20 protein-coding genes and 1 pseudogene are annotated in these 23,902 nt (G+C 66.7%); 12 read left to right on the forward strand and 9 right to left on the reverse strand.

Annotated elements, in window-relative coordinates; genetic code table 11:
- The first annotated feature begins 7 nt into the window (after positions 1-7).
- From Q7V45_RS05050 to Q7V45_RS05060, 3 genes are all read left to right on the forward strand, one after another.
- The gene (locus Q7V45_RS05050) at positions 8-682 is read left to right on the forward strand and encodes a nitroreductase (RefSeq protein ID WP_304847992.1); all 675 of its coding nucleotides are present in this window, start codon (positions 8-10) and stop codon (positions 680-682) included.
- A 75-nt stretch (positions 683-757) separates the two neighbouring features.
- Complete coding sequence (locus Q7V45_RS05055; RefSeq protein ID WP_304847995.1) at positions 758-1,780, forward strand: YbfB/YjiJ family MFS transporter; 1,023 nt, start codon at positions 758-760, stop codon at positions 1,778-1,780.
- A gap of 180 nt (positions 1,781-1,960) precedes the next feature.
- Positions 1,961-2,584: a 2-hydroxychromene-2-carboxylate isomerase gene (locus Q7V45_RS05060; protein WP_370692557.1), complete on the forward strand. Its 624-nt coding sequence runs from the start codon at positions 1,961-1,963 to the stop codon at positions 2,582-2,584.
- Between the two features lie 56 nt (positions 2,585-2,640).
- On the opposite strand, the pseudogene Q7V45_RS05065 reads toward Q7V45_RS05060, so the two are convergent.
- From Q7V45_RS05065 to radC, 4 genes and pseudogenes are all read right to left on the reverse strand, one after another.
- Positions 2,641-2,766, reverse strand: a pseudogene (locus tag Q7V45_RS05065) (JAB domain-containing protein); the annotation flags it as partial.
- A gap of 6 nt (positions 2,767-2,772) precedes the next feature.
- The gene (locus Q7V45_RS05070) at positions 2,773-5,511 is read right to left on the reverse strand and encodes a PAS domain-containing hybrid sensor histidine kinase/response regulator (RefSeq protein WP_304848001.1); all 2,739 of its coding nucleotides are present in this window, start codon (positions 5,509-5,511) and stop codon (positions 2,773-2,775) included.
- 34 nt (positions 5,512-5,545) lie between these two features.
- A complete protein-coding gene (locus tag Q7V45_RS05075) occupies positions 5,546-5,911 on the reverse strand; it encodes a response regulator (RefSeq protein ID WP_304848005.1) in 366 nt (121 codons plus the stop codon).
- A gap of 537 nt (positions 5,912-6,448) precedes the next feature.
- Positions 6,449-7,423: a DNA repair protein RadC gene (gene radC / locus Q7V45_RS05080; RefSeq protein WP_304848009.1), complete on the reverse strand. Its 975-nt coding sequence runs from the start codon at positions 7,421-7,423 to the stop codon at positions 6,449-6,451.
- Positions 7,424-7,490: 67 nt separating this feature from the next.
- Between radC and Q7V45_RS05085 the strand changes: the two genes are divergently transcribed.
- Positions 7,491-8,921, forward strand: coding sequence for a serine hydrolase (locus Q7V45_RS05085; protein WP_304848012.1), 1,431 nt, complete (start codon positions 7,491-7,493; stop codon positions 8,919-8,921).
- Positions 8,922-8,927: 6 nt separating this feature from the next.
- Here the strand turns inward: Q7V45_RS05085 and Q7V45_RS05090 are convergent, their stop codons facing one another.
- Positions 8,928-12,077 (reverse strand): multicopper oxidase domain-containing protein, encoded by a 3,150-nt coding sequence (locus tag Q7V45_RS05090; protein ID WP_304848015.1) that lies wholly within the window; start codon positions 12,075-12,077, stop codon positions 8,928-8,930.
- A gap of 69 nt (positions 12,078-12,146) precedes the next feature.
- Positions 12,147-13,019 carry a type I methionyl aminopeptidase gene (gene map / locus Q7V45_RS05095; RefSeq protein ID WP_304848018.1) on the reverse strand — a complete coding sequence of 291 codons (873 nt, stop codon included), beginning with the start codon at positions 13,017-13,019 and terminating at the stop codon, positions 12,147-12,149.
- A gap of 113 nt (positions 13,020-13,132) precedes the next feature.
- Between map and Q7V45_RS05100 the strand changes: the two genes are divergently transcribed.
- Positions 13,133-13,894 (forward strand): molybdopterin-binding protein, encoded by a 762-nt coding sequence (locus Q7V45_RS05100; RefSeq protein ID WP_304848021.1) that lies wholly within the window; start codon positions 13,133-13,135, stop codon positions 13,892-13,894.
- 151 nt (positions 13,895-14,045) lie between these two features.
- Complete coding sequence (locus tag Q7V45_RS05105; RefSeq protein ID WP_304848024.1) at positions 14,046-15,110, forward strand: AbrB family transcriptional regulator; 1,065 nt, start codon at positions 14,046-14,048, stop codon at positions 15,108-15,110.
- A 3-nt stretch (positions 15,111-15,113) separates the two neighbouring features.
- Here the strand turns inward: Q7V45_RS05105 and Q7V45_RS05110 are convergent, their stop codons facing one another.
- On the reverse strand, positions 15,114-16,421 hold the full coding sequence (locus Q7V45_RS05110) for a hemolysin family protein (RefSeq protein WP_304848026.1): 1,308 nt from the start codon (positions 16,419-16,421) through the stop codon (positions 15,114-15,116).
- A gap of 120 nt (positions 16,422-16,541) precedes the next feature.
- Here Q7V45_RS05110 and Q7V45_RS05115 point away from each other — a divergent pair, with 120 nt between their 5' ends.
- The gene (locus tag Q7V45_RS05115) at positions 16,542-17,927 is read left to right on the forward strand and encodes an amidase (RefSeq protein WP_304848029.1); all 1,386 of its coding nucleotides are present in this window, start codon (positions 16,542-16,544) and stop codon (positions 17,925-17,927) included.
- 121 nt (positions 17,928-18,048) lie between these two features.
- The gene (locus tag Q7V45_RS05120; protein WP_304848032.1) at positions 18,049-18,750 is read left to right on the forward strand and encodes an aspartate/glutamate racemase family protein; all 702 of its coding nucleotides are present in this window, start codon (positions 18,049-18,051) and stop codon (positions 18,748-18,750) included.
- Here the strand turns inward: Q7V45_RS05120 and Q7V45_RS05125 are convergent.
- Positions 18,701-19,636 (reverse strand): hypothetical protein, encoded by a 936-nt coding sequence (locus Q7V45_RS05125; protein WP_304848034.1) that lies wholly within the window; start codon positions 19,634-19,636, stop codon positions 18,701-18,703. The genes Q7V45_RS05120 and Q7V45_RS05125 overlap by 50 nt on opposite strands.
- Between Q7V45_RS05125 and Q7V45_RS05130 the strand changes: the two genes are divergently transcribed.
- The 3 genes from Q7V45_RS05130 to Q7V45_RS05140 are packed head-to-tail and all read left to right on the forward strand — an operon-like array spanning position 19,605 to position 21,142.
- Complete coding sequence (locus tag Q7V45_RS05130; protein ID WP_304848037.1) at positions 19,605-20,207, forward strand: hypothetical protein; 603 nt, start codon at positions 19,605-19,607, stop codon at positions 20,205-20,207. The genes Q7V45_RS05125 and Q7V45_RS05130 overlap by 32 nt on opposite strands.
- Before the next feature lie 50 nt (positions 20,208-20,257).
- Entirely contained in the window at positions 20,258-20,635 is a 378-nt protein-coding gene (locus tag Q7V45_RS05135; RefSeq protein ID WP_304848039.1) for an STAS/SEC14 domain-containing protein, read from the forward strand.
- A 57-nt stretch (positions 20,636-20,692) separates the two neighbouring features.
- On the forward strand, positions 20,693-21,142 hold the full coding sequence (locus Q7V45_RS05140; protein ID WP_304848042.1) for a DUF3617 family protein: 450 nt from the start codon (positions 20,693-20,695) through the stop codon (positions 21,140-21,142).
- A gap of 38 nt (positions 21,143-21,180) precedes the next feature.
- Here the strand turns inward: Q7V45_RS05140 and Q7V45_RS05145 are convergent, their stop codons facing one another.
- Positions 21,181-22,245, reverse strand: coding sequence for an LLM class flavin-dependent oxidoreductase (locus Q7V45_RS05145; protein ID WP_304848045.1), 1,065 nt, complete (start codon positions 22,243-22,245; stop codon positions 21,181-21,183).
- 92 nt (positions 22,246-22,337) lie between these two features.
- Between Q7V45_RS05145 and Q7V45_RS05150 the strand changes: the two genes are divergently transcribed.
- Entirely contained in the window at positions 22,338-23,867 is a 1,530-nt protein-coding gene (locus Q7V45_RS05150) for a hypothetical protein (RefSeq protein ID WP_304848047.1), read from the forward strand.
- Positions 23,868-23,902: the final 35 nt, after the last annotated feature.

Below are 23,902 nucleotides of genomic sequence, written 5' to 3' on the forward strand. Positions count from 1 at the left end.
AAATCCCATGAACGTTCTGGACGCCATCGCAAGCCGCAAGTCGATCCGCGCCTTCCGGCCCGATCCGGTGCCGAAGGACACGATCGAGAAGATCCTGCAGGTCTCGCAGCGTGCGCCGAGCGGCACCAATACGCAGCCGTGGCACGTCTACGTCTGCGCCGGCGCCGTCAAGCAGGCCATCACCGACGACGTGCTCGCGCTCGTGCGCAGCGGCGGCGGGGAGAAGTACGAGGACTACGACTACTATCCGCCGGAGTGGAAGCCTGTGCACCGCGATCGCCGTCGCGGCGTCGGCTGGTCGCTCTATGGCCTCGTCGGCGTTCCCAAGGGGGACCGCGTCGCCAGCGCCCGGCAGGCGGCCCGCAACTTCCTGTTCTTCGACGCGCCGGTCGGCCTGTTCGTGACGGTGGATTCCTACCTGGGCCGCGGCAACTGGGCGGATGCCGGCATGTACCTGCAGACGATCATGCTCGCGGCCCGGGAGTTCGGCCTCGACACCTGCCCGCAGGCGGCGTGGATCCCGTATCAGAAGCCCGTTTTCAAGCATCTGGGCATTCCGGCGGACCAGGCGCTCGTCTCCGGCCTGGCGCTGGGCTTCGCCGATCATTCCAAGATCGAGAACACGCTGGTGAGCGAGCGCGAGGCCCTGGCCAATGTCGCGCATTTCCACGGGTTCGATTGAGCCGATCTCGCACGCGCGTTGGGACAGGGGCGGTAACCTTCCGAGGACAGACATGAACACCCGGCAGCGCGCCGCATGAAGACCGCAGCCCGGGCGCGGCCCTGGCTGGTGCTGGCCGGCCTTGCGCTGGGCGTCTGCGTGACCCACGGCTTTGCCCGCCTGGCCTACGGTCTGCTGCTTCCGGCGATGAAGTCCGAGATGGGGTGGACCTACGCGCAAGCCGGCTGGCTGAATACCGCCAACGCACTGGGCTACCTCGGGGGCGCAGTGCTCACCATGTTGATCATCCGCCGCGTCTCCCCCGCACGCATCTTCGCCTTCGGCATGGCCACCACCGCCGTGGCCCTGCTGGCCACGGGGCTGGACGCCGGGTTGGCGTGGCAGACGTTCTGGCGCTTCGCCGTGGGCCTGCTGGGGGCGCTGTCGTTCTCCACCGCGGGCGCGCTCGCGGCGGGGCTGTTCCCGGGTGATGCACGCCGCAGCGCGCTGGCCATCGCCATAGTATTCGGCGCGGGGGGTGGCCTGGGCGTGGTGCTGACCGGCGGGAGCTTGCCGCTGATGCTGGACACATGGGGACCGGCGTCGTGGCCGGTGGGCTGGATGGCCATCGGTGCCGTCAGCCTTTGTGCCCTGCCGCTCGGCCTATGGGCGGCCTCGCGGCTGCACGCGCCGGTGCAGGCGGGACTGACCGAGCCGACGCCCTTGCCGGTGCGCCGCATGCTGCCCGTGATGGCCGGCTATGCGTGCTTCGGCCTCGGCTACTTCGTCTACCTGACTTTCCTGTCTGCGTGGATGAGCGAGCAGCGGGCGAGCGCCGGCTTCATCGCCTTCGTGTGGGTCGTGCTGGGCGCCAGCATCTGCGTGTCGCCGTTCGTGTGGCGGCGCGTCATGGCGCGCCATGCCTCGGGCTTGCCGATGGCCTTGATCATGACCTGCATCGCCATCGGCACCGCTTTGCCGGTGGTGTTGCCGAAAGGGCCCGTGTTGCTGGTGTCGGCAGTGGTCTTCTCTTCATGGTCCCCGGCGCGGGTGCTAACTTCGTGCGGCAGAACCTGCCGCCACAAGCCTGGGGAAGCGCCATCAGCCTGTTTACGCTGATCTTTGCCGTGGCCCAGATCGCGGGCCCCTACGGAGCCGGGCTGGTGGCAGACCTGTTCGGCAACATCGGCATCAGTCTGCTGGTGGCCGCGGGCGTGTTGATGACCGGCGCGGCGCTGGCCCTTTTGCAACGGCCTCTTCAACAGGCCAAGTGAGTACCATGTACCCTCGGAGGGTTTGATCATGAGTCCAAAAGTCGAGTTTCACTTCGATTTCGGCAGCCCCAACGCCTATTTCTGCCACAAGGTCCTGCCCGCCCTTGCGGCGCGGACCGGCGTGCAGATCGCCTATGTTCCGGTGCTGCTCGGCGGCGTCTTCAAGCTGACCAACAACCAGCCACCCATGGTGCAGTTCAAGGGCATCAGGAACAAGGGCGAGTACGCGCAGCGCGAGACCGAGCGGTTCATCCGCAAGCACGGTCTCACCGGGTTCCGGAGGAACCCGCATTTCCCCGTCAACACCGTGCAGATCATGCGCGGCGCACTGGTCGCCGAGTGCGATGGATTCTTCGACCGCTACGTCGATCAGGTTTTCCGCCATATGTGGGAGGAGCCGAAGAAGATGGACGATGCCGCGGTCATCCAGGACGCGCTCGATGCCTCGGGACTCGATGGCCGGGCGATCCTCGATCGCACCCAGGAGCAGTCGATCAAGGACAAGCTGATCGCGAACACCGAGGCGTCGGTGGCGCGCGGCAACTTCGGCAGCCCGACATTCTTCGTCGGCGACGAAATGTATTTCGGCAAGGACCGGTTGCGGGAGGTCGAGGAAGAGATCGTCTCCGCCACGCAGCGCGCGCGATGAGGCGCATCTAGAGAAGGGACCCGCTTGGGCCGAGCTTCCTTCAAGGCGCAGCCAGTTCAAGGCAGACGCAGGCTCCTGACGCTCGCGTGCCCCTTGCGGCCGATCACCAGGTGATCGTGGATCGTGATGCCCAGCGCCCCGGCTGCCGCCGTGATCCCGCGCGTCATCCCGATGTCGTCGCGTCTGGACTAATCGGAAATGGTTGCGACACGATCGAGGTAGCTGGACAAGTCGCCCATCGACTTGCGCGATGCGGCGGTGTCGGCACTCTCGCCCGCCTCTTGAAGGGCGGCGCCGATGTCAGTGATGGCCTGGAAGCCAAAGGCACCGCCGGAGCCCTTCATCTGGTGACCCAGAAACGTCACGGTCTCGAAGTCGACCCGATCCAGGGCGTCCGCCATCGCGATGACGTTCTGCCTGCAGTTCTGCAGATACGCCGGGATCAGGTCTGCGAGTTTAGGCTTCGTGCGCACAAGGATCGTGCCCTCCGGGCGGCTTTCCTCTCCTGATGACGGAGGCGCGACGATGCAGTGCTCCTTGATGGCTTGCAGCAGCACCTCCTGTTTGATTGGCTTCGACAGATAGGCCGTACACCCCGCCGCCAGACACATTTCTCGATCGCCCTTCAAGGCTGAGGCCGTAAGCGCGATGATCGGTGTGGGCAGCTGGCCGTTCGCCCGCTCCCACGCTCGAATCGTCCGCGTCGCGGTCAAGCCGTCCATGACCGGCATTTGGCGGTCCATCAGGACGAGGTCGTATTGTCCCGATGCAAATTTCTCGCAGGCGATGGCTCCGGTCTCGGCGATGTCGACCCGATACGGCGTGTCCGCCAGATAGGCCATCGTGATCGTACAGTTGTCAGGCGAGTCCTCCGCCAGAAGAATACGAAGCGCCGGTAGCGGCGGCTCGGGACCCGCACCGACCGGCACGGTCGCCTGCCGCCTGGCACCGGCCCAGATCTCCAGCGGCACGGCGAAGGAAAACACACTGCCTTCCCCGACATCGCTTTCGGCCCAGATGCGTCCACCCATCAGCTCTACCAGCCGCTTCGAAATCGTCAGCCCCAGCCCCGAGCCCCCGAACCTGCGCGTGGTGGATGAATCGGCCTGGGTGAATCGCTCAAACACCTGGCCCAGTTTCGCGCCCTGAATGCCGATGCCGGTGTCCGAGACCTCGAAACGCAATGCGGTCGGAACGGAGGAGTCCGCATCCAGTGTGATTCGCAGGGCCACTTTGCCGGATTCCGTGAACTTGATCGCGTTGCCGAGCAAATTGAGCAACACCTGCCGCAGCCGGGTCGGGTCGCCGACCAGGTCGATGGGCACGTTCGGCGCGATCTCGCACACCAGTGTCAGGCCTTTCTCATGAGCCCGGAGTGACACCATCTCCGTTACTTTCTCCAGCAGTTCGCTCAACGAGAACCCGGTGTGTTCCAGCTCGAGCTGCGAGGCCTCGACCTTGGAGAGATCGAGGATGTCGTTGATGAGATTCAGCAGATTGTCGCCGGCACGGCGAAAAATCTGCACATACTTGTCTTGCTCCGGGGAAAGGGTGGTCTTCGCGAGCAGGTCCGCGATACCCATGATCGCATTCATGGGCGTTCGGATCTCATGACTCATGCTCGCCAGGAAATCTGACTTGGTCCTGCTCGCGCTCTCGGCCACGGCCATGGCCTGCTTCAGCTCCATCTCGACCCGCTTGCTCTCCGTGACGTCGCGTGCCGCGGCGAAGACGCCCTGCAGCGTGCGGTCCCGGTCGTAAAAAGTGGTCGCGTTGTAGGACACCACCGTTTTCGTCCCGTCGCGGGCGCGCGCCGTCAGCTCGTAGTCGGTGACCTTCTTTTCGCTCAGAACGAGCCTGATCGCCGCTTCGGCCCGCTCGGGATCGGTGAAATAGGCCTTGAACGGCGCGCCGATCAGCTCGTCGCGCGTGCAGCCGGTCAGCGCCTCCATCTGCTTGTTGACGTCGGTGATGATGCCCGAGGGGTCGGTGGTCATCAGCGCGTCGATGTTGGATTCGATCAGCGAGCGGGTATAAAAGTGCTGGTCGCGCAGGCGCTGATCGAGCTTTTGTTGCTCGGCTTCGACCCGCTTGCGCGCCGTGTTGTCGGTGCCGATCAACAGATAGCCGATGATGGTCGCCTGCGCGTCGCGCAGCGCCGTCACCGACACCACGGCCGGGAACCGGCTGCCATCCTTGCGGATGTAGGTCAGCTCGTAGATGTCCTCGATGCCGCGCGAGGCCTTGAAGACCAGGGCCTCGAAGCCCGGCGTGATCGGGGTCCCAAGCTCGACGCTGAGCGCTTTGGCGCGCGCGACCACTTCCTGCGGATCGGAAATGTCGGCCGGCGTGATCTTGTTCATCACCTCGGCGGCCGTGTAGCCCAGCATCCGCTCGGCGCCGACGTTGAAAATCTGGATGACGCCCTTGGCGTCGGTGGCAATACTCGAAAAGTTGGCGCTGTTGAAAATCGCGCTCTGCAGGGCCCCTTCCTTGAGCAGTGCCTCTTCCGCCTGTTTGCGCGCGGTGATGTCATAAAAGCAACTGATTGCCGCCGTGACTACTCCGAGCTTGTTCTTCACTGGACGAGCATTGACGACGACCGTGACCCGCGAGCCGTCAGGCCGCTCGATGAGCACTTCCGCGTCGTGCACCTCGGATGTTTTGCCACTCGCCACATCGGCCATGGGGCACTGCTCGTGCGGCAGAAAACTGCCATCCGAACGGAACGACTTGAATGAGCCGCAAAACCGGCCGTCGGTGTCTCCTGTCGCTGGCTCGCGGCCCCATAGTTCCGCAGCCTGGCGATTGAATTGCTGAATCACACCCGAGGCATCACAGGAATAGACGGCTGTGGGGCACAGGTCGAACAAGGTCCGATAGCGCTCGTCGTTCTCCTGCAGAACGTTCGTCGTCACGCCAGGCATGGTCGTTGTTCCTCATGAATGGCTCGACTCACGGTTACGCTGCGAGCATGGCTTCAATGGAGCTCTGAAGCTGATGATCCATGTATGGCTTTGGAAGAAAATGTGCGCCTTCGACAAACAGAGCTTTTGTCTTGTCGGTCAGGGAATTGCCTGTCGCGTAGAGCACACGCAATCTCGGCCGAAGCGTGATTGCCTCATGGGCAAGTTCAAAGCCGCCCAGCGGCGCTGACTTTAAGCGGATATCGGTAAAGAGCGCATCGAGATGCTGGGGGGAACGCACGAGGGAAAGCGCCTCGTCTACATCGCCGGCTGAAAAGGTCTGGTGCCCCAAGCCTTGGATCATCCCCTCCGCCAACATGCGGAGAAGTGCTTCGTCTTCAACGACGAGGATCACGGCCATTGCAATTTTCCGCCTCTATCTGGGCAGCGGACATAACTCGCACCGTCCTGCTGGTCTTGCGAACCGCGCCTGCGGTGGGTGCCCGTCGGGATTGTGTGAAAGCTACGGCTTGCCGCTCTTGCGGTCTGTCAGCGCCTAGTGGGCTGCCATCGGTCCTCAAGACAAGGTAGAACCTTGGTCATGCCGACTCCGCCGTAGCAACAGCTGATGCGCCCTTGGGTTTGTCGAGTCCATATATATTCGGATAGAGGGAACTTCTCAGGTTCTGAGGCGTTCCTTCGCTGCCGGACATATTCTGTGTGTGCCGAAAGGCGTGTCCGCACCGACCAGCTGACGAAGTGACCTCCTTGAGGAGCCTCCTGCTGTCTGCCCGCGCCGACGTGGTGGTCGACCGAGCGGCTGTATTGTTTGCTCGGGCGGCTGCGGTCTTCCTGCCGTGACTGGGGCGGTGTCGTAGGCCCGACACCCAGGGGGCCTGCGGCGCCACCGTCAGCAGAGAATCGGCCCGGCCGGGGACAACCCGTTGACGCTCCATGGTCAGAGCAGCCCCAGACTCCTGAAGCTCGCGTGCCCCTTGCGGCCGATCACCAGGTGGTCGTGGATGGTGATGCCCAGCGCCTCAGACGCCGTCTTGATCTCGCGCGTCATCTCGATGTCGTCGCGGCTGGGCTTGGGATCGCCGCTCGGGTGGTTGTGCACCAGGATCAGCGCGGCGGCATTCAAGGCAAGGGCGCGCTTCACCACCTCGCGCGGATAGACCGGCGTGTGGTCGATGGTGCCGCGCTGCTGCACCTCGTCGGCGATCAGCACGTTCTTGCGGTCGAGGAAGAGGATGCGGAACTGCTCGGTCTTCTCGTGCGCGAGCGCCGCATGGCAATAGTCGATGAGCTGCTGCCAGTTGGTCAGCACCGGCATGTCCTTGACCTTGCGCTCGGCCAGTCGCCGCCCGACCTCGCGCATCGCCTTGAAGTGGACCAGCGTGCGCTGGTCGATCTCGAATTCGCGCAGCTGCGCCGGTTCGGCGGCGAACACGTCGCCCAGAGTGCCGAACCGCTCCAGCAGCGCCTTGGCCATCGGCTTGGTGTCGATCCGCTCGATCGAATAGAAGAGCAGCAGCTCCAGCAGCTCGTAGTCGGCCAGCGGCTCGACGCCGGCCTTCAGCACGCGCTCGCGCACCCGGCCGCGATGGCCGTGATAGTGCGGCTTGGGCGGCGCCGTCTCGCCGCTGTTGTGGCCGGTCGATGCTGCCGGTGCCGCTTCCAGGGCGGCGGCCAGCCGGGTGGTGGGATCCTCGCCCGCGAAGTCCCAGCATTGGTCCAGCCGGTTCCAGATGCCGCCGGCCTCGCGCAGCAGGATCCGGTGAGGCAGGGTGTTGCCGCTCACCCGCCACAGGCCGTCGGACGATTGCAGCCGGAGCCCCTGGGCCAGCAGCGTCAACAGCGCCGAGTCGTCGGGACCCGCTGCGGGAGGGGACGCCTCGACGGGCTTGAGGTGAGAGCGACTCTTTGCCATGCCGCGCAACCTTGCCGGGTGAGCAAGGCAAAATCGCGGCGACCGAAGCTTGTGATACGATGCAGGCATGTCCGACCCAGAGCACCCGGCGACACTGCTCGCCGAGATCGATGCGGCCTCTGCCGCTTTCGCCGAACAGGAACGGATTCCGGGGCTTGCCCTGGGGATCGTGCAGGAGGGCCGCCTCGTCCATGCGACGACGGTTGGCCTTGCCGACCGTGAAGCCGGGCGTCACGTGGAGGTGGGAACCGCCTTCCGCATCGCCTCGATGACCAAGAACATGACGGCGCTGGCCATCCTGTCGCTGCGCGACCGGGGATGGCTGCAGCTCGACGCGCCGCTGGCCCACTACGTGCCGCAGTTCGCAGCGGTGAAACCGGCCACACTCGACAGCGCGCCGGTCACGGTGCGCCACCTGCTGACGCACACCGCGGGCTTCGTCACCGACGACCCGTGGGGCGACCGCGTGCTGGGCCTGTCGCCGGCGGAACTCGACACGGTGATTACCACCGGCCATCTGTTCGCCCGCCCGCCCGGTCTCGCCTTCGAGTACAGCAACCTGGGCTACGCGCTGCTGGGGCGCGTGCTGACCAACGTGAGCGGCGAGCCCTACCAGGCCTATATGCGACGCACCTTCCTGGAGCCGCTCGGCATGGCGCACACGACGTTCGATGCGCCGGCCGCCGCTTCGCGCGGGGACTATGCCTTCGGCTATCGCCTCGACGGCGAGACCTGGTCGCGCGAGCGGATCGAGCCGGACGGCGAGGTCGGCGCCATGGGCGGCCTGGCCACCACCGTGCCCGACTATGCGCGCTACGTGTCGTTTCTGCTGAGTGCCTGGCCGGCGCGCGACGCGCCCGAGTCCGGCCCGGCGCGCCGCTCGAGCGTGCGGGAGATGGTGCTGTGGCACGCGCCACCCTTTGTGCCCGAGACGGCGCCTGGCGCCCGCGGCGGACAGCCCAGCGCCTATGGTTATGGTCTCACCCATTCGACCGACGCGCTGCTCGGCATGCGGATCCATCACGCCGGCGGCCTGCCAGGCTACGGCTCGCATGTGCTGATGCTGCCGGAGCGCGGCTGGGGCGTCTTCGCGTTCGGCAACCGCACCTATGCCCCGATGTCGCGCCTGACGCTCGACGTCGCGGAGAGGCTGCACGCCGCCTCGCCGCCACCCGCTCTCGCGGACCCGTCGCCGGCGCTGCTGCGCGCGGTAAACGCGGTCGTCGCGGCTTATGCATCGGGAAGTATCGAGGGCGGCGACCGGCCGTTCGCGGTGAACTTCCTGCTCGACACGCCGGCATCCCTGCGTGACGCCGAACTCGCGTCGCTGAAGCAGCGGCTCGGCGAAGGGCGGCTCGAGCGCATCGAGCCGATCCACGCGCTGGCAGGCCGCTTCGTGCTGGCCTGCGCGAAAGGCCGCCTGAACGGCACCGTCACCCTGTCGCCCGAAGCGGACACGGGCATCCAGAAGCTGGTGCTCTCGGCCGGCAGCGTCTGACGGCGCTCAGTCGCCCGCCAGCACTGCTGGTACCGTCCCGGCCACCCACGTCGCGACGTCGCCGAGCTTAACGGCCCGGAGCGTCGTGGCCTTCGGGTCGGCACGCGCGAAATCGTACTTCTGGACGATCGCCGCGCCCTGGGCGGAGACACCGCTCACCAGGAGATCCGCACCGGTCGTCGTGCTGGTCGCTGCCACCCGCACGCCGGCCGTGCCTTCGAAGGGCGTGAAGGCGGCGATCTCGCGGAACGCCGCGCCGTGCCCGTGATGGACCGGGCTGTGCAGGTACATGGAAGGGCCGCCATCGAGCGCCGATCCGCTCGAGTAGACCTTCACCTGCGCCTCGTCGGCCAGCCGGCCGACGACGATGCGCTTGGCGCCGCCGAGAGTGCCGGCCAGCCAGCCGGTCGCCAGCGACACGCCACCGCGATAGTCGTCGCCGAACGGCTGGAAGCTGGCGGTCATGCCGGGCTGGGGCGACGTGACGGGCGAATCGCCGATCTGGTTCAGCAGCGGGAAGACGAAGACCTTCACCTCGGACACGCTGCCGGGGCCGGGGGCTGCGACGATGCTGTTGCGGCCGGTCGAGAAGTCCACGAAGCCGGTCGTGAGGGAGACCCCCGAGGACTCGCCGGCATGGGGCGCAAATGAGGTGAAGAGCGGCGGGACGGTGCCGGGCCTGGGCAGCTTCGCGCCATAGATCTTGATCTCGCTGGCGATGCCGGGGCCCGAGCCGACGATGATGTTGTCCGACGTCGCGCCGTCGATCTGCGCCGCGGCCACGCTGACTCCGCCGCGCGCATCGGCGCCGAAGGCCTGGAAGCGTGCCAGCTCGCTGGAAAAGGCTGGTTTGCCCGGCTTCGCGGCGCCCGCGTAGGCGACGACGTCCGGTGCATGGTCCTGGCCGGCGCCGACCACGAGGTCGAGTACCCCGTCGCCGTCGAGATCGCCCAGCGCGACGCTGACGGGACCTTCATGGCCGGGAAACGGCGTGACGGTGGCCAACAGCCTGTCGCCGTTGGCGTCGAGTACGCGCACGGTGGTGGGCTTGCCGCCACCACCCGGCACCACGACAGCATAGGCCGAGACGGCGGGGATCACGTTGACCAGCGCCATCAGCCCGTTGTCCTCGTGGTTGAGGCGGTGGCAGTGCATCACGTAGAGGCCGATGAAGTCGTCGAAGCGGGTGCGCATCGCCATGTAGCCGGGCTGCACGACGGTCTCGTCCGGCATCATCACGGGCGCCGGCACGTTGGCATTGTCGACGAAGAATTTGTCGGGGCCGGTGCGCAGGCCGGTGGTCGGGTCGTGATAGGCCGTCACCTGGAAGTCGTTGACGTGCACGTGGATCGGGTGCTCGTCGTTGTTGCGGTTGATGAACTGCCACTCCTCGATCGAACCCAGCCGCGGCTGCACCAGGGGCATGTTGGGGAAGGCGGCGCCGTCGAAGGCGTAGGTGAAGGACTTGGCGTCGGACTTGCTCACGAGGTCGTTCAGGAACCCGCCGTTGATGATGATCTTGCGCGTGACGTCGGGCGTCGCGCGTGACAGGTCGACGAAGGGCGTCCGCCCGCGCAAACGCTGGCCCTTGGGGAAGGGCACCGTCACGCCGGGCGCCGATCCCTGTGGGGCCGTCGCGTGCGCCAGCACCTGCGTCGGGAACACGAAGAAGCCATCGGCATAGCTGATCGCAGAGGGCAGCACGGTGAGGCTGCCCAGCACCGCCGGCGGCTTGTCGGTGCCGTCGTTGGTGTAGAGGATCCCGGGCATGGTCATCGTCCGGGCGCCACCACCGCGGTCCGGCATCTCCAGGACGAGATCGCCGCGGGCCGGCATCGTGACGGCGATGGCGAAGCGGCTGGCCGGCGGGATCAGCAGCCGCGTGCCGCCATGGGTCGGCGGATGCTCGACGGCCCCGTAGGGCTCGCCATCCTGGCCGACGAGGGCGATCGGCGGATGCCGGCCGGTTGCCGTCTCGGTGAGCTGCACGGTGATGTAGGCGATGTCGCTCACGTTGGAGAGCACCCAGATCTCGGTCTGGCCGGGCCTGCTCTTGATCACCGGCTGGAACTGGCCGTTCACCGTGAACTGCAGGTCGCGCTTGTCGTCCGGCAGGGCGGGATCGGCCGGCATGTCGAGGTCGGTCCGCCCGTCCGCCGCCGTGAAGCTCATCAGGTTCGTCGGAATGTACTGGAACGCGCCGCGCCGGTTGTTGATCGACAGCGGGCCGGCGTACCAGACCGTCGCGTATCTCGTGCCCTTGCTGGTCTGGTCGAAATTGACCGGCGTCATGAGGGGCCGATAGGTGCCCTTGGCGAGTTCGCCGTCCCGGGGCGGCACGATCGTGCTGACGAATTGCGGCCAGTAGGGATTGTTGAGCTGGGCGCTGCCGCCGGCCCGGTCGAACACGTAATTGTACTGCAGCGTCATGGTGCGGACCGGGAGACGCTTCTCGGCGACGACCGGCAGGCCGCCGTCGAGGCGGCCGATCGCCAGCAGGCCAACCATGCCGAAGTAGACATGAGCGGCGGTCAGCATGTGCAGATGGCTGTGATACCAGTAGGCGCCTTGCGGATGTTCCTTCGGGATGTCGTAGGTGTAGGTGTTGGAGGTGCCTGCGGGCATGTGCAGCATGACATTGTCCGCGTTGCCCTTGGGACTGACATGCAGGCCGTGCGTGTGCAGGTTGAGTGGCGATTCCCGGAGCTGCTCGGGATAGAGCGGAACGGTCTTTCCGACGGCCGTGTAGGCCGGATCGTAGAAGTCGCGAATGGTGAGGCCGCTCAGGCCGTTCTCGAAATGCACGATCAGGCGCTCGCCGGGGAAGACCTGCAGGGTGGGCGCGGGATAGAGATTCCTGCCTTCCCGGCTTCCGTTGGATGCCATACCGCGCACCAGCTGATAGTCGAGCAGCAGGAAATTCTTCACCGGCCGCGCCACGGTATCGAGCTTCACCTCGCCCTGGCGCGCGGTCAGCCGGACCTCGAGCACGCCGTCTCTGGAAGTGAGGGTGACCGGCTCGCGAAGCTCGGGTCGTGTGGGCGGGCGAGGGATACTGGCGGCGGTCTGGGCAAGCGAGTCCCGGCCCGTTGCACCCAGCATCGACACGGCTGCACCCGCGCCGACCAGAAGTCCGCGTCTCTTGAACTTGTTCATCGAGCCCCCTGGCGGGGATGCTAGGTTGCCCGACGGGGCCCGGCAATCAAAGGCGTCGGGTCGGCGTCGTTACGCCGGCGTCGCCTGCAGGGTCGGCGTTTCGGTCAGGTCGTAGGGTGGCCTGGCCAGTTCCTTCGGCGACAGCGTGAAGAACTCGACACCGGTTTCGGTGATGCCCACCGAATGCTCGAATTGGGCGGAGAGCTGCTTGTCGCGGGTCACTGCGGTCCAGCCGTCGCTCAGGACCTTCACCTGCCAGGTGCCGGCATTCACCATCGGCTCGACGGTGAAGAACATGCCGGGCTTCAGCACCGGGCCGGTGCCCTTCTTGCCGTAGTGCAGGATGTTCGGCGCATCGTGGAAGATGCGGCCGAGCCCGTGGCCCGAGAAGTCGCGCACGACCGAGAAGCGCTGCGCCTCGACATAGGACTGGATGGCAAAGCCGATGTCGCCGACATGGCCGCCGGGCTTGGCGGCGGCGATGCCACGCATCATCGCCTCGTAGGTGACGTCGCACAGGCGCCGGGCCTTAACGCCGACATCGCCCGCGTAATACATGCGGCTGGTGTCGCCGTACCAGCCGTCGAGGATGACGGTGACGTCGATGTTGACGATGTCGCCATTTTGCAGCCGCTTGTCCGACGGGATGCCATGGCAGACGACGTGGTTGATCGAGGTGCAGATCGACTTGGGGAAGCCGCGATAGTTCAGCGGGGCGGGGATCGCCTTGTGATCGAGGATGAACTCGTGGCAGAGCCGGTCGAGTTCTTCCGTCATCACGCCCGGCTGGACGTAGGGCGTAATGAAGTCGAGCGTCTCGGCGGCCAGCCGGCCGGCGCGGCGCATGCCGGTGAAGCCTTCGGGTCCATGCAGCTTGATGGTGCGCTCGTCGCGGCGCCAATAGTCGGCGCTGTCGTCGACGATTTCGCGTGAATTGGTCATGTGCCTTATTTGGCATGCGATACGAGCGGTAACAAGGCCGGGACCGCGGCTTGGCCCACCAGCCGGGGTCCGCTAGGGTCCTGAAACCAAACGAAATTCAACGCAGGCATTGCATGTTAGACCCGGCAAAAATCGTCACCGCCTGCATCCTCGTGATCGGCAACGAGATTCTGAGCGGCCGCACCCGCGATTCCAACATCCAGTATCTCGCCACCGAACTCGGCAAGCTCGGCGTCCGGGTCATGGAGGCCCGGATCGTTCCCGACATCGAAGCGACCGTGGTGGCGACCCTGAACGAGGTTCGGGCGAAGTTCGATTACGTCTTCACCACCGGCGGGATCGGCCCGACCCATGACGACATCACGGCGGACTGCATCGCCAAGGCGTTCGGCGTGGGGATTTCGGAGCATCCCGAGGCGGTGGCCCGCATGACCCGGCATTACGGGGATCCGGCGCTGTTCACGCCGGCGCGGCGGCGCATGGCGCGCGTCCCGCATGGCGGCGTGCTGGTCGACAATCCGGTTTCGGTCGCGCCTGGCTTCCAGATGGAGAACGTCTTCACCTTCGCCGGCATCCCCAAGGTCGCCGAGGCGATGTTCCAGTCGATGAAGCACCGGCTGGTCGGCGGCACGCCCGTCCTCTCACGCACCGTGCGGACCAATCTGGCCGAAGGCATCATCGCCGAACCGCTGGGCGCGCTGCAGAAGCGTTACGAGGATATCGACATCGGCTCGTACCCGGCCTTCCGCAACGGCAAGCCCAGCGTCTCGCTGGTCCTGCGCGGCACGGATGATGCAAGGCTCGCCGTGGCGGTGGTCGAGCTGATGGCGACCATCCGCGACATGAACGGCGAGGCCGAGGAGTTCCTGACCTGACGCAAGTAGATGAACGAGGAAGGCAAGGGTCCTTCGCTGCGCTCAGGATGACACCGTTGTGGGTATTGGCGCAGTGCGCAGCCGACGACAAAACTGTCATCCTGAGCGCAGCGAAGGACCTTTCGCTTTGGTCCAAATCACGGCGAGGCGGATGAAAGGGGTCGCCCGCCACCTAACCTCGTGGTCCGCGTTGATCGCCCTCACCGTGCCGGTGACGGCACTGATGCTGTGGCTGCATGCGCCGGCGGCACTGATGCTGGGGCCGCTGCTCTCGGGCATCGTCTTCGCCTCGTGGGGCGGCAAGGTGAACTATCCCGTGCCGGTGTTTGGCGTGGCGCAAGGCATCGTCGGCAGCATGATCGCCATGATGGTGCCGCTCACGATCGTCGGCGACATCCTCGGACACTGGGCGCTTTTCACGGTCGGCGTCGTCGCGGTCGTCGCCGCCAGCACGTGGGTCGGCTGGCAGATGACGCGCTGGCAGATGCTGCCCGGCACGACGGCGCTGTGGGGCGTGAGCCCGGGCGCCGCCTCGGTGATGACCTACATGGCCGAAGCCTATGGCGCCGACATGCGCATGGTGGCCTTCATGCAGTATCTGCGCGTCGTCATGGTCGCGGTCGTCGCGGCGGCGGTGGCGCGTTACTTCGGCGGAGCCTCCCAGCATGCGCCGGCCGCGATCGTGTGGTTCCCCGAGGTCGCGTGGCTGCCGCTGCTCGAGACGCTGGCGCTGGCGGGCGTGGGCGCGTGGTTGGCGCGGCGGCTGAGCATCCCGGCCGGCGCGTTCCTGCTGCCGCTGGTCGGCGGCATCGTGCTCACGCATCTCGGGTGGCTGCGGCTCGAGCTGCCGACCTGGCTCCTGGCCGGCTGCTACGCGCTGGTCGGCTGGAATGTCGGCCTGCGTTTCACCCGCGCGCTGCTGGTCCACGTCCTGCACCAGCTTCCCGGCATCCTGCTCTGCATCTTCGCCATGCTGGCGCTGTGCGGCGCCGTCGCGGCCTTCATGGTGTTCGCCGCCGGCATCGACCCGCTCACCGCCTATCTCGCCACCAGTCCCGGCGGCGCCGACTCGATCGCCATCATCGCGGCCTCGACCGACGTCGACGTGTCCTTCGTAATGGCCATGCAGACGGTGCGCCTGCTCGTCGTGCTGTTCGTGGCGCCTTACCTGACCAGGATCATCGCGGATCGGATCGGCGACCTCGGCAAGGGCTGAAGATCAGGTATTCGCCGCCCGATGCACCGTCTTTGCGCGTGTCGCCAGCAGCTTGTCGATGCGGCGGCCGTCCATGTCGAGGACCTCGAAGCGCCAGCCGCCCACGACGACGGAATCGCCTTCCTTGGGCAGGCGGCGCATGGCGGCCAGCACCATGCCGGCGACGGTATGGAAGTCGGCGGTGCGCTTGGCGGTGATGCCCAGCAGCTCGATGAGTTCGTCGGCCGGCATGCTGCCCGCCACCAGCCACGAGCCGTCGTCGCGTTCCGTCGCTGCGCGTTCGGCCGGGCCTTCGTCGGTCTGGAAGGCGCCGACGATGGCCTCCAGGATGTCGGCGGTCGTGACGATGCCCAGCAGCTCGCCATACTCGTCCTGCACCAGGACCATGTGGGCAGGTGAGTTCTTGAGCGTGTCGAGCACGTCGAACCCGTCCATGGTATCGGGGACGATGGGCGCCGGCCTGACAAGGGCGCGCGGATCGGCGGTGCCGTCGCGGATGAAGGCATCCAGGAGGTCGTTCTTGCGGACGACGCCGGCGGCGTGGTTCGCGACCGGATCCCAGGCCAGCAGGCGGGAATGGACGCTCGACTGGACGGTCTGCAACAGCGCCTGCGGTTCGAGCGACAGGTCGACGATGTCGAGATCATGGCGCGGGGTCATGATGGCCCGGGCGGGCCGGTCGCCGAGGCGCATGACGGCGCTGATCATGCCGCGCTCGCGCGGCTCGATGGCGCCGGAGGATTCGCCGTCGGCGATCAGCGCCCTGATCTCCTCGGCGGTTACCGAGGACTCGCCGCTCTGGCGCCCGCCCAGCAGGCCGAGGATCGCCTTGCCCGACACGTCGAGGAGCCAGACGAGCGGGGCGGAGATGCGCGCCAGCGTCGCCATGGCGGGCGCGACGGAGGCCGCGACGGCTTCGGCGTTGCGCAGCGCGATCTGCTTGGGAACCAGCTCGCCGATGATCAGCGACAGGTACGTGATGAGGGCGACGACGCCGCCATAGGCAACCGGCTCGGCGAAGCGCAGCGGCATGCCGGTGTCGGCCAGCACCGTCGTGAGGCGCCCGCCCAGGGTGGCGCCGGAAAAGGCGCCGGCAAGGATGCCGACCATCGTGATGCCGATCTGTACCGTCGAGAGGAAGCGGCCTGGATCGTCGGCCAGCCGCAGCGCCGCGGTGGCGCCGCGCGAGCCGCCGTCGGCCATGGCCTTCAGCCTGCCCCGGCGCGCCGAGACGACGGCCAGTTCCGACATTGCCAGGACGCCATTGATGAGGATGAGAACGAGGGCGATTAGAAGCTCGATATAGACCATCGCTTCAGTCTATCTGCGTTTCGGGTCGGAACGAAGGCGGGACGGGGCGCGGGTTTTGCAAGGAAGCGCGCGGGAAATCTCCCGCAAACCCCTCACTCGAAAATCGTGTACCTTCGTTCCATGACCGCTTTGCATGACATGACCGCCGGCGAGTTGCTCGCCGCCTACAAATCCAAGTCGCTGTCGCCCGTCGAGGCCACCGACGCCGTGATCGCCCGCATCGAAGCCTGGGAGCCGAAGCTGAAGGCGTTGTACGCCCCCGACTTCGAGGGCGCGCGCAAGGCCGCGAAAGCCTCCGAGGCGCGCTGGCAGAAGGGAGCGCCGCAGGGTGCGCTCGACGGCGTGCCCATCACCATCAAGGAGAACATCGCCACCAAGGGCGTGCCGGTCCCGCTCGGCACGGCGGCGACCGAGCTGGTCCCCGCCGCCGACGATGCGCCCGCCTCGGCGCGCGTGCGCGAGGCGGGGGCGATCATCCTGTCCAAGACGACGATGCCCGACTACGGCATGCTGTCCTCGGGCCGCAGTTCCTTCCATCCGCTGACCCGCAACCCGTGGAACCTTGCCTGGAATCCCGGCGGCTCCAGCGCCGGCGCGGGAGCCGCGGCGGCGGCGGGTTACGGCCCGCTGCATCTCGGCACCGACATTGGCGGGTCGGTCCGCCTGCCGGCGAGCTGGAACGGCATCTTCACGCTGAAGCCAAGCCTCGGCAGGATCGCCGTCGATCCGCCGTTCTTCGGTCGCGCCATCGGGCCGATGACGCGCACCGTCGCGGATGCGGCTCTGCTGATGGCCGAGCTGTCCAAGCCCGACGCGCGCGATCACATGAACCTGCCGCCGGCGGACATCGATTGGGCCGCCGGGCCGCTGTCGCCCAAGGGGCTGAAGATCGGCCTGCATCTCGACGCCGGCTCCGGCCTGCCGGTCGATCCCGAGGTCAAGGAGGCGATCGAGGCCGCCGCCAGACTGTTCGCCGAGGCAGGCGCGCATGTCGAGCCGGTCGCGCCGTTCCTCTCGCCGGAGATGCTGCACCTTCAGGACCTGTTCTGGCGGGTGCGCAGCTGGGTCGATTTTTCCGCGCTCTCTCATGCGCGGCAGGCGAAGGTTCTGCCGTTCATTGCCGACTGGTGCCGCGGCGGCGCCGACGTCTCGGGCACCCAGGTGATCCGGGGCGTGAACAACTACATGGCCATCCGCTCTGCCACGACGCGCGCAACGCAGCCGTTCGACTTCGTCCTGTCGCCGGTCTCGCCCGTGCCGACCTATCGCGCCGAGTGGGAGACCCCGACCAACGACGTCAACCGGCCGCTGGAGCACATCTCCTTCACCATGCCCTACAACATGAGCGAACAGCCGGCTGCCTCGATCAACTGTGCCTACACGAAGGAGGGCAAGCCGATCGGCCTCCAGATCTCGGGCCGCCGCTTCGACGATTCCGGCGTGATGCGCCTGTCGCGCTGGTTCGAGTCGGTGCGCGGCGAGCAGAAGAGGTGGCCCGAGCCATGATGGTGCCCACCCTTCGAGACGGCGCTTCGCGCCTCCTCAGGGTGAGGCGTTTTCTGCATCGACCAATTGACCTAACCCTGAGGAGCGGCCGTAGGCCGCGTCTCGAAGGGTGGGCCACGCAATGAAACCCCTCGGCATCCTCATGCTCGATACGCGGTTTCCGCGGATCGTGGGGGATGTCGGGAATGAGGCGTCGTACGGCTTCCCGGTGATCTTCCGGCGCATGGAAGGAATCGGATCGGCGGACGCGGTCGCAGCGCATCCCGACCGGCCGCGTGTGCTGGCCGCGCTTAAGGCAAATGCCGAGGCGCTGGCCGCGAACGGCGCGGTGGGGATCGGGACGAGCTGCGGGTTCCTCGCGCTTTATCAGGACGATCTCGCCGCGGTGTCGCCGGTCCCGGTGGCGACCTCGGCACTGCTGCACATCAAACGGCTCGCGGGGCGCACGCCGGGCGTGATCACCGCGTCGGCGAAGAACCTGACGCCGGCGCATCTCGTGGCCGTCGGCGCTCCCGGCGATACACCGGTGGTCGGCCTGCCCGAGGACAGTTCATTTGCCGGCACCTTCCTGCGCAACGGGCTGACGCTCGATCGCGAGGCCGTCGAGCGCGAGGTCGTCGCGGCCGGGCTCGAGCTGCTGGCGAAGCACCCGGCGGTCGACACGGTGGTTCTCGAATGCACCAACCTGCCACCCTACAGGCGGGCGCTGGAGAAGGCGCTCGGCCTGCCTGTACTCGACGTGATCGATCTGCTGAACGACTTTCATGCCGAGCTCAGCGGGGCAGCAAGCGGCGGTAAAGCGGCTGCAGCAGCGCCGGGATGATGTAGATCGGGAACTGCACGGCAGCGATGAACAGGAAGATGTCGGGATCGGCCGTCGCCGGCAGGACCGCCATGAGGAGCGCGTTGTGCCGTCCGCCCGAGCAGTAGCCCACGGTGAGCGCGCTGCGCCGGTCGAGGAACGGCCAGGTCGCGATCGCCATGACCAGATTGCACAGGAGCATCCCTGCGAAGGAACCGGCGATGAAGCCTCCGAGCTTGGCCGGTTCGGTGATCGCGCGGGCCACCACGCCATCCATCAGCGGGATCGCAAAGAGCATCAGCACCACCACCGAGACGCCGTCGAGGGTCGGGCCGCTCTCGACGAGGCGTGGGCCCAGCCAGCGGCGGATGACGAGCGCCCCGGCCAGTGCCAGCGCGACGATCATCGCCAGCCTCATGCTGAGGTCGAACAGGCCGATCTTGAGGTCGAAACCGAGCAGCCACAGCGCCAGCGGCGGCAGCGTGAAGGGCACCAGGAAGTTGGTGAACAGGGACAGCAGCAGCGCCAGCGAGGAATCGAGGCGCAGGAAGGTAGCCGTCGTCGCGGCCGAGATGATGCCGGGCGCCATGGCGCTGAGGCAGAGCGCGGTAACGAGGCTTGGCCACAGGCCCAGCCCCTGCCAGATCGGCCAGACGACGAGGGGCACCGCGATCAGGTTGAGGACCGCCAGCAGCAGCGCGGGACCGGGCCGGCGCAGCAGTGCCGAGAGGCGCCCCCAGTCCATCCGCGCCAGGGCCAGCATCAGCAGGATCACCACCAGCGGCAGCAATAGCGGGCGCGCCGCCGCGGCCAGGTCCTGGAACAGCAGCCCCAGCAGCAACGAGAAGGGCAGCAGCGTGGTGGCGCGCCCTCCCATGCGCCGCAGGACCGATACGAGCGGGTTCATTGAAGCCACCGTAGCACGTGTTACCCTGCGGCCGATGAACACTCCGCATGGCGTTTGGCTCGACGATCTCACCCGGCAGGAAGCCACCTCGCGATTTGCCGGCAACGCCGTCGTCGTCATTCCCGTAGCGGGCGGGAGCGACCTGCCGGTGCATCTGCCGCTGAAGGCGCCCGCCGTCATCGTCCGGGCACTGGCCCAGAAGCTGGTCGAGCAGCTCGACCTCGTGGTGGCGCCAGTCATCGAGGCGGAAAGTCGGGCGCTGACGGTGCATATCGAGAAGCTGCAGCGACTTGGCGCCAGGAGGCTGGCGGTTCTCGAGCTTCGCTTGTGGGCGGGGACATCCTGCGAAGTTTCGGGCGATGTGCTGAAGCTGCCCGTCTGCGATCGATCCGATGACGATGAATACGCCACTTCCTGCATGATGGCGCTGGATCCGCGGAGCGTTCGAATGCCGCTTCTGCCGGCCGGCTCGTGTGCGCAAGCGTTCGATGGCGAACGCAGGATGGCAGCCGAGGTCGAGGCCGTCGCCGGGGTGCTCGTTTCGAAGTGGCCCGATCTAATTTGTCGATAGTGTGCGGTGTGCAGTAGCGCCGTGTCCGTCGGACTGGCAATACGTCAACCATGCCGCTGCACTGGACCGTCGACTCCAAGGAACGACTCGTGATCACGATCGCCGATGGGGACATCACGCGCGACGAGGCGGAGAGCTACATCGCGGCGGTGAACGGTGCAGGTACCCACACTTACCGCAAACTGTTCGACGGGAGCCGTGGCGACACCAGGATGACATCGGAGGATATGCTGGCCCTCGGCGTGCAGATCCGTAAGTGGCAGGCGGCAGGGGGCAGCAACCCGGGGCCGATCGCCGTCGTCGTGCCGCCCGATAAGGCCGAACTCCTGTCGCGCGTGCTGGGCATCCTCGCCACCGCCGACCGTCCGATGCGGGTCTTTTCCGAAAGCGAGCCGGCGCGGCGCTGGATCGACAGCCTGCCGAAGTAGGCGGCGGGGCGCTCCGTTATCGGCTATGGTCGTGCTCGAGCGCTAGCAGGAGTTGTCATGAGGTTGTTCGGATTGGCGGCCGCCGTTGCCGTGTCGATGATTGCCGCCGCGACTGCCGGTGCGCAGACGGCCATCCAGGCGGGCGAGTGGGAGACGACGGAGAAGACCACGATGGAGGGCGTGCAGCCGATGCCAGCGTCGTCGAAGAAGGTCTGCCTCAAGGCCGACGAGGCCCAGCTCGAACGCCTGCTCTTTCCGACGCCCGACGAAATGAAGCAGCACGGCTGCAAGTTCGAGCCGGGCGCCAGAAAGGCCGGCATGCTCGTCGCGACACTGACCTGTCCGCCCAACGACCAGACGCCGGGCGTGACCGCCAAGGCCGAGATCACCTACACCCAGACCAGTTACCAGGGGCATGGCCAGCTCGAGGCGGCCGACAAGTCCGGCACGACGCTCAAAGGCAAGAGCGAACTGAGCGGCAAGCGCCTCGGCGACTGCCCGAAGTAACGGCGGCCTTCGGACCCGGTCGCGGCCGAAGAAGCGCGTCAGGCGAAAGCGGGCATGACCTGCTCGCCAAACCGCCGCATCGAGGCGAGATTCTGATCGTGGCTCATCGCACCGAACCCAGTCTGGCAGAGCAGGTGCTGCACGCCGACATCGCTCAGCTCCGCCACCTGGTCGCGCACCCGCTTGGCCGAACCATAGAGGCAGCCGGTGCGCAGAAGGAACGGCACCGCTTCGGAGTCCGGCACCTTGGGATCGGTCCAGGCATTGAGTGTCGCGGGCTCGGGTTCGAAGTCGGCGGGATTATGCGCCTCGCGCACGTGCATCATATGGGCGCGCGTCTCGACCAGCAGCGCAGCCAGCGCGTCCTCCGCCTCGGCGTCTGATTCACCGACATAGACATTACGCCAGAGGGCGCTCTGGGCCAGCAGGCGCGCCTTGGTCGCGGCATCGTGCCCGCCTTCGTCGATGCCGGCAGCATAGGTCGCCCAGCGCTCCCTGATGCGCTCGACCGGAAGGCGGGCGGTCAGGATCGGCATGCCGAGCCTGCCGCATTCCTTGAACGAGCCCGGCGAGATCACGCTGCGCCACAGAGGCGGGCCGGGCTGCTGCACCGGCTTCGGCCGGATCGCCGGCACGTGCAGCTTGTGGAAGCGGCCGTCATAGTCGAGCGGCGATTCCGTCCAGGCGCGCTGCAGGATGTCGACCGTCTCCTCCATGCGCTCCCGGCTGTCGGTACTGCGCAGCCCGTGGCCGACGAATTCATACTCGTTGTAGGCGGTACCCTTGCCGATGCCGACGTCGATGCGGCCCTTGCTGAGATTGTCGAGCAGGGCCAATTGGACGGCGAGGCGCACCGGATGGTGGAAGGGCGTCTGCACGACCGCAAAGCCGAGCCGGACCCTGCTGGTCTTCATTGCCAGCGCCGCCGCGAACATCAGCGAATCGCAGTAGACGCTCTCGCCGGTGAAATAATGCTCGGTCAGCCAGACGTCGGAAAAGCCCAGCCGCTCGGCCTCGCAGGCCTGCGCCAGGATCTGGTCGATGCGGGCGCCGTCCTCCTCGGGCGAGGGTGACATTGCCAGGGTAAGCCAGCCGAACTGCATTCTGCTCTCCGCGTGACGCCGTGGGATTCTATAGCATGCCCGAATGACCGCCCGTCTGGCATCCTCTCGTCCGACAGACTAACAAGTTGGCCGTGGCCTCCATGCTGAAGAATGCTCTCCTGATCCTGGTCTCCGTCGTGCTCTGTACGGCGGCGGCCGAGGCCATGGTGCGCTGGCTGGAGGCCCAGGAGGCCAGCGCCGCGCTGAAGCATCTCGACGGCATCCCTTTGGCGGAGGGTGTGAAGCGCGCCTGGTTCGGCGAGAACCCGCCACCGCTGCCGAATCGCCGTGCCGCCTCCTCCGAAGCCCTCGAACTGGTGCGGCGGGTCGAGGCGAGCGGCGTGACCGAAGGCACGCGGCGCTCCGACATGTTCAAGGTCTGGAACAGCGTCTTCGTCGGTCCCGATCCCTGCGCGCATCCCTATCTCAAGGACGCGCCGGGCCAGATCTACGTCTACGATCCGCCCGATGGAAGTCCGTGGCCGCGCTTCCGCTTCCTGCCCGACACGACGACACCGATCGGACTCGTGACCAACGCCTACGGATTTCGCGGTGGCCCGGTGGCTCTCGCGCGTCAGCCGAAGACGATCCGTATCGCCTTCCTCGGTGCGTCGACGACGGTGGCCTCGCACCATTTCCCATATTCCCATCCCGAGCTTGTCGGCTACTGGCTCGATCGGTGGGCCGCCGCGAAGAAGCTCGACCTTCGCTTCGAGGTCCTGAACGCCGGGCGCGAGAGCATCGGATCGCCCGACATTGCGGCCATCATGCGCAACGAGGTGGCGCCGCTCGCGCCGGATCTGGTCGTCTACTACGAGGGAGCCAACCAGTTCAATCTTGCGCCGCTCGTGCCCGATCTTCCTCCGCGCCCCGCCGGGTTGCCGGTCGCGACGCCGCCCGCCCCCGGGCTGTTCGAACGCATCCTCGAGGATCTCAGCTACAGCTCCGTGCTCGCCAAACGCCTGAAGAATCTGCTCGCCCGGTATGTATCGCCTCGGGCACCGGATGCGGCGGCCGGTGCCGGCAGCACGCCCGGAGCCGACGGGCGCGAGTGGCCCAAACCCGACTACACGCTGGTCTGGCCGAACGGTGTCGACGAAAGTGATCCCGACCTCTCGCGCAAGGACCTTCCGGTCAGCCTGTCGGAGATCCTGGCCGATCTGGGCCGCATTGAGACCGCGACCGAAGCGGTCGGCGGGGAACTGGCGCTCGCCTCGTTCAAGTGGCTCGTCGAGGACGGGATGGTGCTCGACCCGGTACGCCATCGCTTCATCCTGGAGTACCTCAATTTCGGCTATGCGCCCTTTCGCTACCGCGACCTCGAGCGCCTGGCGGTGTTCCAGAACCGCGTCCTGGAGAAGTACGCGAAGGAACACCGGATCGACTTCCTCGATGTCGCCCGGCTGATGCCGTCCGACCCGGACCTGTTCATCGATGCGATCCATGGCACGCCCGAAGGTGTGCGGCTTCGGGCCTGGATCATGCTGCAGCTCCTCGTCCCCGTGATCGACCGGCATCTCGCTGACGGCACCTGGCCGAAGAGGAGTTTCCCCACCGTGCCGCCTCCCGCTCCCTACGCGCCGCGTGTGATCACCTTCCACTGCCCGCGGAAGGCTGGGTAAGCCGCAGAATGGTTGCAGGCGAATAGAGATGATTT

This window comes from Reyranella sp., from assembly GCF_030651995.1.
Classification (GTDB): domain Bacteria; phylum Pseudomonadota; class Alphaproteobacteria; order Reyranellales; family Reyranellaceae; genus Reyranella.

Bases quoted from the DNA above. Each gene is read 5' to 3' on its own strand.
- Q7V45_RS05070 (WP_304848001.1), bottom strand. From the start codon at position 5,511: ATGCCTGGCGTGACGACGAACGTTCTGCAGGAGAACGACGAGCGCTAT.
- Q7V45_RS05145 (WP_304848045.1), bottom strand. From the start codon at position 22,245: ATGCAGTTCGGCTGGCTTACCCTGGCAATGTCACCCTCGCCCGAGGAG.
- Q7V45_RS05085 (WP_304848012.1), top strand. From the start codon at position 7,491: ATGTCCGACCCAGAGCACCCGGCGACACTGCTCGCCGAGATCGATGCG.
- Q7V45_RS05090 (WP_304848015.1), bottom strand. From the start codon at position 12,077: ATGAACAAGTTCAAGAGACGCGGACTTCTGGTCGGCGCGGGTGCAGCC.
- Q7V45_RS05130 (WP_304848037.1), top strand. From the start codon at position 19,605: ATGCGCCGCAGGACCGATACGAGCGGGTTCATTGAAGCCACCGTAGCA.
- map (WP_304848018.1), bottom strand. From the start codon at position 13,019: ATGACCAATTCACGCGAAATCGTCGACGACAGCGCCGACTATTGGCGC.
- Q7V45_RS05120 (WP_304848032.1), top strand. From the start codon at position 18,049: ATGAAACCCCTCGGCATCCTCATGCTCGATACGCGGTTTCCGCGGATC.
- Q7V45_RS05140 (WP_304848042.1), top strand. From the start codon at position 20,693: ATGAGGTTGTTCGGATTGGCGGCCGCCGTTGCCGTGTCGATGATTGCC.
- Q7V45_RS05125 (WP_304848034.1), bottom strand. From the start codon at position 19,636: ATGAACCCGCTCGTATCGGTCCTGCGGCGCATGGGAGGGCGCGCCACC.
- Q7V45_RS05110 (WP_304848026.1), bottom strand. From the start codon at position 16,421: ATGGTCTATATCGAGCTTCTAATCGCCCTCGTTCTCATCCTCATCAAT.
- Q7V45_RS05115 (WP_304848029.1), top strand. From the start codon at position 16,542: ATGACCGCTTTGCATGACATGACCGCCGGCGAGTTGCTCGCCGCCTAC.
- Q7V45_RS05075 (WP_304848005.1), bottom strand. From the start codon at position 5,911: ATGGCCGTGATCCTCGTCGTTGAAGACGAAGCACTTCTCCGCATGTTG.
- Q7V45_RS05135 (WP_304848039.1), top strand. From the start codon at position 20,258: ATGCCGCTGCACTGGACCGTCGACTCCAAGGAACGACTCGTGATCACG.
- Q7V45_RS05100 (WP_304848021.1), top strand. From the start codon at position 13,133: ATGTTAGACCCGGCAAAAATCGTCACCGCCTGCATCCTCGTGATCGGC.
- Q7V45_RS05050 (WP_304847992.1), top strand. From the start codon at position 8: ATGAACGTTCTGGACGCCATCGCAAGCCGCAAGTCGATCCGCGCCTTC.
- radC (WP_304848009.1), bottom strand. From the start codon at position 7,423: ATGGCAAAGAGTCGCTCTCACCTCAAGCCCGTCGAGGCGTCCCCTCCC.
- Q7V45_RS05055 (WP_304847995.1), top strand. From the start codon at position 758: ATGAAGACCGCAGCCCGGGCGCGGCCCTGGCTGGTGCTGGCCGGCCTT.
- Q7V45_RS05105 (WP_304848024.1), top strand. From the start codon at position 14,046: ATGAAAGGGGTCGCCCGCCACCTAACCTCGTGGTCCGCGTTGATCGCC.